Consider the following 11,412-nt stretch of genomic DNA (forward strand, 5'->3'; position numbering starts at 1 on the left):
AAAACAGATGAGGGGGTCGTTTAGTTTCCGCTGGCAGCAGGTGGGGCTGAGGTGGGCAGTGTCAGTTTATAAACCGTGACCGGCCATTTAATTGTTGGCTTGCCATTCGTGAAGGCTGCTGTGCGGTTGAGCTGCGCTGCCGGCACGTAAAGATGGCCCGTTTTATCAAGCCCCGGTGTGGCTGGCCATTGCAGTCTCGGGTCTGTGATGAGACGGTGGGGAACAGGAATGACGCCGCCACTATAGCTCAGAATACTGCCTGTCGTTACGTCAGACCAGTACATGGTGCCGTCGGGTGCTATGGTCATGCCGCCAAGTGTCGGGGTTTTAAACCACTGAGAGACACTTTCCTCCATAGCTGCGGGAGTGACAGAAGGATCTGTGAAAATACTTGTGCCAATACGTGAGAGATAACCACAGGGAGGTTGCACATAGATCCATTGTCCGTCAGGGCTGACAGCAATCATACTGGCATCAATGGCAAGCAGATGGCCATTTGCAGCCCGCACTGACCCTTTGGGCGTCAGTATAGGGCGGTGCGCAGCCAGGGCAGGATGCTGGTCAAGAAAACGGCGGGAGTGCCCGGTTTTCAGATCAACGACAATAAGGGCCGCGCTGCCTGAGTCCGGGACATAGGCCATCATACCATGAACAGCGATGCCTGAAAGAATGCTCTCTTTGCGCAGGGCAGAGCTTTCTACTGTTATGGTGCGTACAACCGTGTTTGTTTTTGTATCAATCTGCAGCAGTTTCGGTGCCGCAACTGCGGGGGCTTTGTGGTCAGGCACACCGCTGTCGAGCACCCATAATGTGCCGTCTGCCAGAAGGGTCATGCCAGCGGCTGAGATAATTCTGCTCTCAGCATCGCCTTCTGCGGCATTCCAGCTTGCGGACGGGTAAGGCGAGAGTGAGCCGTCAGGCGCAGCCACAGAAAGCTGAGGGGCTGTGTTGCCAACCCATACAGGAGCTTCAAGCACCAGTCTTTCATCAGGCAGTACAACGACAGCATCCCATACCTGTTTGTCTGACTGCAGAGCCGGGGTCAGGGCTGAAGCCTGGAGCTCAGGCTCCTTTGGCATGTGGGCAGCCTGAGCCTGGGGGGTAAAAACAGCCAGTGTAAGGCATGTGCCACAAAGGAGAGTGAAAAGGCGACGTGAAAAATCTACAGACATGAGGACACGGCTCGTGAGGTGACAGGGCAGGAATGAAGTGGGTGCAGCAATTATTTCTATCTGATGTCAGGCATCAGCTGCCTGATCAAGGTAGCGTCGGCGGATATGAGTCAGAAATGCGTCAGCCTGCAATGGAGCGCCGGTGGCATTTTTCAGAATATCCTGAAGGGGAGCACTCGATGCTTTACTATGCACGTTTGTACGCAGCCATGTCAGCAGTGGTGTAAAGTCACCACGTGCAACAGAGGGTAAAATATCAGGGTTTTGTGTGCAGGCAGCAGCACGCAGCTGCGCTGCGGCCATAGCTCCCAGAGCATAGCAGGGGAAGTAACCAAACAGCCCCTCTGGCCAGTGAATATCCTGCAGGCATCCCCGGCGGTCATCGGGCACCTTCAGTCCCAGCAGAGAATGGATGCCGTCATTAAATGCAGCCGGCAGATCTTTGAGTGCGAGGTCACCTGAGATCAGCGCTTTTTCAAGTTTATAGCGCAGCAGAATATGTGCGGGGTAGGTCACCTCATCAGCATCCACACGAATAAAGCCCGGGCTCACCTGTGTCAGGTGGCGGTGCAGGTTGTCGGCCTGCCAGGCTTTAGTGTTCGGCGCGTTCATGCCTTTTTGTACAACAGGTGCCAGCCAGTCGGCAAAAGGCCGTGAACGGCAGATCTGCATTTCCATTATCAGAGACTGGCTCTCATGTAGTGTCATGCCGCCAGCCTGACCAACCGGCTGAGAGATCCACTCAGCAGGCAGCCCCTGATCGTAGAGCGCGTGCCCGGTTTCATGGATAATACCCATCATGGCGGGAATAAAGTCAGACTCGTCGTAGCGCGTGGTTATTCTGACATCATATGTCGCACCACCACAGAAGGGATGAAGACTGACATCAAGGCGGCCGCGTGCGGCATTAAAGCCAAGCTGCTGCATCAGGCTGCGGCCCAGAGCCTCCTGCCTGCTGGTGGGGAACGGGCCCTGCAGAGGGAGAGCAGGTGGCAGCGCTGCCTGATGTTCAAGCACGGAACCAATCAGTTCAGGTAACTGCGCCTGAAGCTGCGTAAAAATCGGGTCAATATCGCTCTGACGGGTGCCGGGGTCGAAAGTATCAAGCAGCGCATCATAGGGGGAGAGGTCCAGAGCATCCGCTCTGGTGCGGGCGGTCTGCTGCGTGAGGGTAAGAACCTCCTGCAAATGAGGTAGGTAGCCTGCATAATCGCTGTTTTCTCTTGCGTTGCGCCAGGCCATTTCACTACGGGTTGTTGCCTGCGTCAGAGCTTCAACCAGATCACCGGGCAGAGCAGTGGCCTGCTGATAACTGCGACGCATCAGAGCCAGGTTTGTGCGTTGCCAGGGTGTCAGGCGTTCAGCAGGCAGCGCCTCTGCGGCATCAAGCAGATCAGCCGTTTTCGCTGATACAGTCATCTCATGCTCAAGGCCGGCCAGGGTGGCCAGCACATCGCCGCGTCGTTCGGCAGCACCATGTGGCATGATGACTTCTTTATCCCATGACAGAATGCCTGAAGCATCTCTGAGAGAGGAAAGACGGGCAAAGTGGCGCTCAAGAGCTTGATAGGTCGTGGTCATACGGGCAGCATACCGCACGAACGGGGTAATCGAAAAGTTTTGTTGTCACATATCTCATAGCTGCCAGAGCGTGGCAGAGGGAGAATACGCACTATGTCACACTCTTCTGAGGCCGGTCCGGTCGGGATGGCACTGAGCTGGCTTGCTCAGGGAGATGCAGAGCGTGCCGCGGATATGCTCCGTAACGTGCTGGATACAAACCCTGCTGATGCTGATGCCTGGCACGCTATGGCCTGCGTTGCCCGTGCCGGTGGTGATGCTAAGGCAGCTGCGGGGCTTGCGGGGCAGGCCATACAGCTCAGGCCTGAAGCGCATTTTCATATAACTCTGGGACTGGCCTTGCTGGCTCTCGGTCATTATGAGGAGGCACGGGCTGCGGTTAATGTGGCGGTAGCGGAGTGCCCCCGCGACCCCAGGGCGCACCTGGCGATGGCTGAGGTGCTGGAAGCGCAGAATCGTACAGATCATGCTGAGCAGGCTTTGCGCAATGCTCTGCGCTTGCGCCCGCTTGAGGCTGAGTATCACTTAGGCCTTGCTGCCTTTCTTGCCCGGCAGGGTAAGGTCGCTGAGGCTGTTGCGGTTTCAGAAAAAGCAGTTTTGCTGACACCTGATGATATTTTTTCACAAAATCAGCATGCCCTTTTGCTTGAGAAAGCCGGGCGGATAGATGAGGCGCGCCCCTATTTTTCAGCGGTTGCAAAAGCTCTGCCTGATAATGCAGCAGCTTTGTCAAATTATGGTGTGGCGCTGTTTGAAACCAGCAGGTTTGACGAGGCGCGTCAGCTGTTATCCGATTCTGCCAGGCTGAAACCTGATGCATCGAGAACACGGAGTAATCTGGGGCTGGTGCATATGGCACTGGGTGACTTGCCTCAGGCCGTGTCTGAGCTTCATTACGCGCTTGCTCTGGAGCCTGATGACGCACGGCTTGCCGTTAATCTGGGCACAGCCCTGGCAGATAGTGGTGAGGCAGATAAAGCAGAAAGTTTGTTTCGTGCCGTAGCAGGTAATCAGGCAGCTCCTGATGCTGATCGCGTCAGAGCGCGGTTTAACCTGAGCACCCTGTTGCTGGCTGATGGCCGCTTTCATGAAGGATGGGCACTTTTCGAAAATCGTAAACTGATTGCGCCGTCCGGAGGGCATCAGGGGCTGCCGGAGTGGCATGGGCAGCAACAGGCTCAGCCCGTTCTGCTTTATGCCGAGCAGGGGCTTGGAGATACGCTTCAGTTTATGCGCTATATTGATGCAGCAGCTGAGCGCGCGCCAGTTATACTAAGCGTGCCACAAAGCCTGTATAGTTTTTTTAACGCAGCCTGTTTTACGCAACGGCAGCGTATGACGTTTCTTAACGCTGAGAGTTGTGGCGCAAAGTGTGGTGCCGTTGCAGCCTGTTCGCTGTTAAGTCTGCCTTATGTACTGGGGCAGGATGAACCTGTGCCCTGCCAGCTTTCATTTTCTGTCCCTTCCGTTAGGGAGGGGGGCGTACAAACCGATCCGGCAAATGTGACTATCGGGCTGTGCTGGGCAGGTAACCCTGCCTATCGGTTTGACAGACGTCGCTCTCTCAACCCGGTATGTCTTGCACCATTAGGAGAGGTGGCAGGGGTTCGTTACCAGTCTTTGCAGCGTGACGGTATAAGCTCACCGGCATTCCCACTGAGGCCGTTGCCGGGAGGAGATATGCTGCAGACAGCTGCTCTGATTGCTACGCTTGAGGGGGTTGTGACAGCAGATACGGCTATTGCGCATCTGGCCGGCCTGTTGGGTAAACCGACCTGGCTTTTAAATCGTTTCGGAGGGGACTGGCGATGGGCGGAAGGCTCATGCATGCGCAGTTCATCTGGTGAGGTTGTAAGCCGGTGGTATCCCTCCGTGAGGGTTATGACACAGCCTGCACCGGGTGAGGGGCTGCAGCCATGGGCAGGGCCTGTTGCACAGGTGGTAAGGGCTCTGTCGCAGTTTGTAGAAAAACGGGCTTAAAGAGTGTTGCTCTCTTTTGCGACTTTCTTATGATGCCGGGCATGACACGTTATTCTTCTGAGGGTGCAACGCCCGCCATGCTCCAGTGGTTCACGCTAAAGGCTGAAAACCCTGAGGCACTGCTGTTTTTTCGTATGGGTGATTTTTATGAGCTCTTTTTTGATGATGCCAAAGGAGCGGCAGCGGCACTTGATATTGCGCTGACAGCGCGTGGCTCGCACGCGGGTGAGCCGATACCGATGTGTGGTGTTCCGGTTGCTGCGGCATCGGCTTACCTTGCGCGTCTTATCCGTCGTGGCTTTCGTGTCGCAGTAGCTGAGCAGACAGAAGCGCCGCGTAAAGGCAAGGGCGCAGGTAAAGGTCCGCTGGCCCGTGCTGTGGTGCGCGTGGTTACACCTGGTACCCTGACGGAAGATGAGCTGCTTGAGCCCGGTCGCTCTAACCTGCTGCTGGCCCTGGCAGAGGGTGTAGCTCCCCGGCGCGGAAGAGCTGATAAAAATGCTGAGGTCGCAGCACAGTCTCAGGCTCCTCTGGGAGCTGCCTGGATTGACGTTTCAACTGGTATTTTCGAAACAGCCAGCATCAACGCAGCCGCTTTGCCCGGGTTACTCGCCCGCCTTGATCCGGCTGAAATTCTGGCACCGGCACAGCTTGAGCTGGGTGATTTTGATAGCCGCCGTGCACCTGAAATGCCTTCCTCACCAGCAGAGTCATCGCGAAAACGCCTTGCGGCAGACTTTGGGGTAGCAAGCCTTGATGCTTTTGGCACCTTTGCGGATGAAGAAGCGGTCGCGGCCGCTCTTGCTGTCGAGTTTGTCAGGCGCAGTCAGGCAGGACAGCTCCCGCGACTCGCCCGTCCCATGCCGCAGGCGGACGGCAGCACCATGGGGATTGACCCGGCAACACGTTCAAGTCTCGATATTTTACGTGCCCGTGATGGCGGTGTGGAGCATACGCTGTTCTCGGCTGTGAACAGAACTGTGACAGCTGCGGGAGCCCGCCTTTTAGCCGAATGGCTGGCTTCTCCGCTGACAGATGTTGCCCGCATCACGGATCGTCAGGATGGCTGGTGCTGGCTGAAAGAGGCCCCGGCTGCCCGTAATGTACTGCGTGAAGCTTTAAAAAGAGCGCCTGACATTGCCCGTGCTCTGGGGCGTCTCTCTCTGGGGCGTGGTCAGCCACGTGATCTGTCTGCGGTCAGAGATGGTCTGGCTGCCGCACGGGTTGCTGCTTCTGCCTTTGATAATAAAAATGATCTGCCATCAGCTCTGATCAGGGCTGTCGGGCAGCTTGGTAAAGCTGCGGCACTTGAACAGGAGCTTGTTCGTGCGCTGGCTGAAGAGCTGCCAGCCCGTCTTGAGGATGGCGGGGTGATTGCTCCGGGTTATGATGTGCAGCTCGATGACTCCCGTGCGCTGCGTGATAACTCACGCCGGGTTATTGCCAGCCTGCAGAATGCCTATGCCGATCGCTTTGGTGTTACAACGCTTAAAATCAAACATCATGCGCAGCTTGGTTACGTCATTGAGGTGCCTGCGGCGGCTGGTAAACGTTTGAAAGATCGTGAAGATCTCCTGTTCAGGCAGGGTACGGCCACCAGTTCGCGCTTTTGCACAGAAGAACTCTCTGAGCTTGATACGAAAATTTCTGAGGCAGCGGATCATGCTGCCGCGCGTGAGCGGGTTTTATTTCGTCAGCTGGCAGAGGCTGCGTTGGCAGAGAGTGATCTGCCACCTCTGGCTCAGGCTCTTGCTGTGCTTGACGTGTTTCAGTCGTGCGCAGGCCTTGCTGCGGGTGGAAGCTGGTGTCGCCCCGAGGTCACGCAGGATCAGGCCTTCGATGTGCGGGGGTGTCGTCATCCTGTGGTAGAGGCCGCATTGCCATCAGACGGGCGTTTCACACCGAATGACTGTGATCTTTCTCCCGGGCGCAGTGTTATGCTGCTTACCGGTCCGAATATGGCTGGTAAATCAACCTTCCTCCGGCAGACAGCTTTCGCGGTTATTCTTGCTCAGGGGGGCTTTCCCGTTGCTGCTGAAAAAGCGCATATCGGCATTGTTGATCAGCTTTTCTCGCGTGTTGGTGCCTCAGATGATCTCGCGCGTGGTCGTTCGACCTTTATGGTTGAAATGACTGAAACAGCTGCGATTCTTAATCAGGCCGGGCCGAACTCTCTGGTCGTGGTTGATGAAATTGGCAGAGGAACAGCAACCCTGGATGGTCTTTCCATCGCCTGGGCAGTGCTTGAAGCTCTGCATTCAACGATATGCTGTCGTGCTATTTTTGCAACTCACTTTCATGAATTGTCAGGTCTGGCAGAAGTTTTGCCTCGTCTCTCCCTGCATACCATGGCAGTGAGAGAGTGGCAGGGGCGTATTGTTTTTTTACATGAAGTCCTTGCAGGATCAGCAAAAAAAAGCTGGGGTGTACATGTGGCGATGCTGGCTGGCGTGCCACCTCAGGTTGTTGAGAGAGCCCGCAGGCTTCTGAACGAACTTGAAGCGCAACACTCTGTCGGAGTAAAACCCCTTCCTTTGTTTGAAGCGCAGAAGATATTACCGCAACAGGATGAAAATGCGCTAAAAGCACGTTTGCTCGAGCTGGACCTCGATACTCTGACGCCCCGCTCAGCCCTGGATATTCTTTATGAGCTGCGTAAAGAGTTAGAAAGCTCTGAGCCAGAATCGATGTTATGAATTAATTAAGCAGAACCCCAAGCCGACGGATTGCAAGCAGGAGCATATGTCTAACGCCACCGTAAACACTGCCGCTGTGCAGTATGAGCCTGTAAAACAGACTTCTATTACACCGCAGGATCTTGCTGTCTGCCTGACACGAGAGCTGAAGGACATCATTCCTGAAGGGGTAAGTGTGCCTGACAGAGACCAGGCTGTTGCCATTTTCAGGCGTTACCTTGGGCGTTATCAGGCGGATGTACGCCGGCGTTTTGAGCAGCATGAGCTGAAAGGCACCCTGGCTGCAAAAGAGATATCAGCTTTTACCGATGTTATTGTGCAGGGCACTGTCGATCTGGCTTTGCGTGCCACTGCTGAAGGTAATGGTGGTACAGAAACCCGCAGGTTCGCTGTCGCAGCGACCGGAGGGTACGGACGTGGCCTGCTTGCGCCTTTCAGTGATGTGGATCTGCTTTTTCTTACCGAGGCGGAAGACGTTGCGGCCACGCATCGCCTTGTTGAGTATGTTTTATACTTTCTGTGGGACCTTGGGGTTAAGGTCGGGCATGCCACCCGCTCTATTGAGGAATGTATAGAAGAGGCCCGTAAAGATACGACCGTGCGCACTGCCCTGCTTGATGCGCGGTTGCTGGCCGGTAATAAAGCGCTGTTTGCTATGTTTGAGGCCCGCTATATTGTGGCCTGTGTTGAGGCTGGCGCTGCCGGATTTATCACTGACAAACGCCGCGAGCGCCTTGAGCGGCATCGTCGTTTTGGTGACAGTCCTTATCTGGTTGAGCCAAATATAAAAGAAGGGCGCGGCGGTCTGCGTGATTTGCAGACGTTATACTGGATGTGTCGCAACACATTCGGCACCCGTCATGTGACAGATCTGCTTGCTCCTGATTTTATATGGATGGGCCTGCTGACTGAGCAGGAAGTTGCCCGTGCCCGCCGTTCATGGGATTTTTTATGGACGGTCAGGCTGCACCTTCATTATGTCGCGGGTCGTGCTGAAGATCGCCTGACATTTGATATGCAGCCGGTTATTGGTGCGCGTATCGGTTATACACGTCATGGCCGTCAGAATGGTGTTGAGCGCTTTATGCGGCATTATTTTCTGACAGCCCGTGAGGTTATGCGTCTGACGCATGTGCTCGAGCCTGCTGTCTTACGGCAGGCGCAGGGCGCAGTTGCAACCGCCCCCAAGCCAGATGCTGAAATGCGGGATGCCGGCTTTACTCTGGTTGACGGGCAGATTTTGCCCGAGAGTGGCACCTCGTTTGAGCGTGAGCCGATCAGAATGTTACGGCTGCTTGACTGGGCGCGTATAAGGCGCAAGCCGTTACACCCTATGGCGCGACACGAGCTGATCCGCTGGGAGAGCAGGGCAACAACGCTCAGGGATAATCCTGAAGCAGCACGTATTTTCCTTGATCTTCTGTGTGGTGAGGTTGCGCCTCCGCCGCCACGCCGTCGTCGTGACGCTGTATCAGTTCCCGATAGTGTGAAGGAACGGGATGCGGTGCCGGGGCATGCGCACTGGCTGCATATTCTTAACGAGACCGGCATTTTCGGGCGTCTTATACCTGACTGGAGCCGTGTTGTCGGGCAGATGCAGTTTGACACGTACCATGTCTTTACAGTTGATGAGCATACTATTGAGGCGGTACGTATCCTCGATGAAGTCGTTGCAGGGCGTATGGCTGACGAAATACCAGTGGCATACGAACTGGTAAAAGACCTGCACTCACCGCGTTCGTTGTATATGGCTGTGCTTTTGCATGACATCGCTAAAGGACGGGGCGGGGACCACTCAGAGCTGGGTGCCGAAATAGCCCTGGAGCTTTGTCCGCGGCTTGGGTTCTCTGCAGAAGAAACGGAAACAGTGTCATGGCTGGTTCTGCATCATCTGTTACTGAGCCATACTGCGTTTCAGCGCGATATTGATGATCCGAAGACCATTCTTGATGTCGCTGACGTTGTTCAGTCTCCCGAGCGTCTGCGCCTTCTCCTTTTGCTGACTATTGTCGATATACGGGCGGTCAGCCCGCGCGTCTGGAATGCCTGGAAAGCCACCCTGCTGCGTGAGCTTTATGTGCGTGTGGCTGAGGTTCTGGCTGGTGGGCTTGCCACCACTGAGCGCGATGTGCGTGTGCGCCATGCTAAAGATATGATTGCTGAAACTCTGACAGAGCATGAGATGTCTCAGCAGGACATCGATCATTTTCTCGGTCTTGGCTATGCAGGATACTGGCTTTCGTTCGATCACGAAACGCATAAGCGCCATGCACGTCTGATTTGTGAAGCTGATGCGCGTCATGCCCCTCTGACCGTAGAGACCGTACCTCTGGCTGACCGTGGCGTGACAGAAATTATTGTCTACAGCCGCGATGTGCCTGGCCTTTTCTCTAAAATTGCAGGAGCCTTAGCGCTGGCGGGTGCATCTATCGTTGATGCGCGTATTCACACCATGACACATGGCATGGCGCTTGATACCTTCTGGGTTCAGGATATGGTTGGCGGCGTTTATGAGGAAACTCCACGTCTGACACGGCTTGCCAGTCTGATTGAGCAGGCTCTGAGCGGGCATATGGATGTTGGTGCCGAAATCGCGCAGGCTGGTTTTGGTCATATGCCTATGCGTATGCGCGCCATTCATGTGCCGCGGCGTGTCGTGATTGATAATGGTGCATCAAATACACATACGGTTATTGAAATTAATGGCCGTGACCGTCCGGGGCTTCTGCACGATGTCACAGAGGCAATGAGCAAAGAAAGCCTTCAGATTGCATCGGCACATATTACGACATATGGCGTGCGTGCAGTTGACGTATTCTATGTCAAGGATCTGTTTGGTCTGAAAATTACCGATAAAACCCGCCTCGCAGAAATTCGTGAGCGGCTGCTGGTGTGTATGAAAGAAGCTGAAGAAGAAGCTCATGCTGTAGTGGATTCAAAAATCTCAGCCTGAGAAATTCTTTGGGAAATGAAGAAAAGGCGGCAGGAAGTCTGTTCCTGCTGCCTTTTTTGTTCTGTTATTTTCCGGGACTGGCAGGTGACAGGCCTTCAGCCAGGCCATCGCGTAAAATACGACCGGTATCAGAGGCCGGGTCGATAAGCCCGTAGCGTAAAAACAGGTCAATCAGTACAAGGTTGACGTTAAATTTAAAGTCATCTGTGTCACGCACCAGCGCAAAGACTTTTTCTATCGGGTAAAGGTGAAATGATTCAACTTCACCATCTGCTGCGACAGGAACGAAATTTTCAGGCAGCAGAAGGTCGTAGCAATAAAGAATGTCGCGGCGCAGGCCCTCGGGACGGTCGAGAGAATAGACGATACGGCTGACTTCCTTTGCCTGTAAGGCCAGCTGTTCCTGAATATCAGCTTCTTCAGCCGCCTCTTTAATCAGGGCAGCAAAGGGGGCATGACCTGCCGGTACACCGCCGGCAACAAGATGGTCGAGTTTACCCGGGTCGAGACGTTTATTGCTCGCTCTGCGGCCTGTCCACAGATAAAGACCATCAGATTTTTTAACCAGGCCATTCATATGCACGCCAGATGCAAGCAGGCCAAATAAAGGCAGCGCACCACGGTCTATCCGGGCTACCGGTGCCAGCCCTGGTGCAGTAAACACATCAAACAGTTCATGGTGTGAACGATAAAACCCTTCTTTGGCGAGTTTTTCGCCCAGTGCTTCGAGAGCCGCAGGGTCAGTAAGGGTAAAGCCGCTGTCTTGTGAGCCAAGGCCTTCCTGCTCGAGCCTGCCGGCGATGACGGGATCAATCCAGCCGGCATGGTGCATACCCAGTGTGAAAGGAGAGCGCTCTCCTGGCACAACAGCAGTGTTGCACTGCCTGAGATGACGAAGGAAGGGGGCATTGTCAGCTGACATATTTAATCCTGTCGTGTTCGGCTCAGCGAGAAAGGCTGTTATCCCGCACCTCTCAGAGGGTGGCAAGCAACATATTAGGCTTGCAAAATGTTAAAGGCGTGGCACATC

6 protein-coding genes are annotated in these 11,412 nt (G+C 54.8%); 3 read left to right on the top strand and 3 right to left on the bottom strand.

Translation table 11 applies throughout. The features are described 5' to 3' along the window. Positions 1–20: 20 nt before the first annotated feature. Together HK11_RS08845 and HK11_RS08850 are read right to left on the bottom strand one after the other, a co-directional pair. A complete protein-coding gene (locus HK11_RS08845) occupies positions 21–1,172 on the bottom strand; it encodes an L-dopachrome tautomerase-related protein (protein WP_086554982.1) in 1,152 nt (383 codons plus the stop codon). Between the two features lie 66 nt (positions 1,173–1,238). Further along, positions 1,239–2,753, bottom strand: a complete 1,515-nt coding sequence (locus HK11_RS08850) for a carboxypeptidase M32 (RefSeq protein WP_086555045.1) — start codon at positions 2,751–2,753, stop codon at positions 1,239–1,241. A 93-nt stretch (positions 2,754–2,846) separates the two neighbouring features. On the opposite strand from HK11_RS08850, the gene HK11_RS08855 reads away from it, so the two are divergent. Genes HK11_RS08855 through HK11_RS08865 form a run of 3 tightly spaced genes read left to right on the top strand, consistent with a single transcriptional unit; the run spans position 2,847 to position 10,382 of the window. Next, positions 2,847–4,733, top strand: coding sequence for a tetratricopeptide repeat protein (locus tag HK11_RS08855; protein ID WP_086554983.1), 1,887 nt, complete (start codon positions 2,847–2,849; stop codon positions 4,731–4,733). Between the two features lie 41 nt (positions 4,734–4,774). Beyond that, positions 4,775–7,429 (top strand): DNA mismatch repair protein MutS, encoded by a 2,655-nt coding sequence (gene mutS / locus HK11_RS08860; protein ID WP_086555046.1) that lies wholly within the window; start codon positions 4,775–4,777, stop codon positions 7,427–7,429. 46 nt (positions 7,430–7,475) lie between these two features. After that, on the top strand, positions 7,476–10,382 hold the full coding sequence (locus HK11_RS08865) for a [protein-PII] uridylyltransferase (protein WP_086554984.1): 2,907 nt from the start codon (positions 7,476–7,478) through the stop codon (positions 10,380–10,382). 64 nt (positions 10,383–10,446) lie between these two features. Here HK11_RS08865 and HK11_RS08870 read toward each other — a convergent pair whose 3' ends face one another. Next, a complete protein-coding gene (locus tag HK11_RS08870; protein WP_086554985.1) occupies positions 10,447–11,304 on the bottom strand; it encodes an NUDIX domain-containing protein in 858 nt (285 codons plus the stop codon). Positions 11,305–11,412 lie beyond the last annotated feature (108 nt).

It is taken from the genome of Acetobacter sp. DmW_043 (genome assembly GCF_002153485.1).
Classification (GTDB): Bacteria; Pseudomonadota; Alphaproteobacteria; order Acetobacterales; family Acetobacteraceae; genus Acetobacter; species Acetobacter thailandicus.

Excerpts from the sequence above, each read along its gene's own strand:
- HK11_RS08845 (WP_086554982.1), bottom strand. The coding sequence starts at position 1,172 with ATGTCTGTAGATTTTTCACGTCGCCTTTTCACTCTCCTTTGTGGCACA.
- HK11_RS08850 (WP_086555045.1), bottom strand. The coding sequence starts at position 2,753 with ATGACCACGACCTATCAAGCTCTTGAGCGCCACTTTGCCCGTCTTTCC.
- HK11_RS08855 (WP_086554983.1), top strand. The coding sequence starts at position 2,847 with ATGTCACACTCTTCTGAGGCCGGTCCGGTCGGGATGGCACTGAGCTGG.
- mutS (WP_086555046.1), top strand. The coding sequence starts at position 4,775 with ATGACACGTTATTCTTCTGAGGGTGCAACGCCCGCCATGCTCCAGTGG.
- HK11_RS08865 (WP_086554984.1), top strand. The coding sequence starts at position 7,476 with ATGTCTAACGCCACCGTAAACACTGCCGCTGTGCAGTATGAGCCTGTA.
- HK11_RS08870 (WP_086554985.1), bottom strand. The coding sequence starts at position 11,304 with ATGTCAGCTGACAATGCCCCCTTCCTTCGTCATCTCAGGCAGTGCAAC.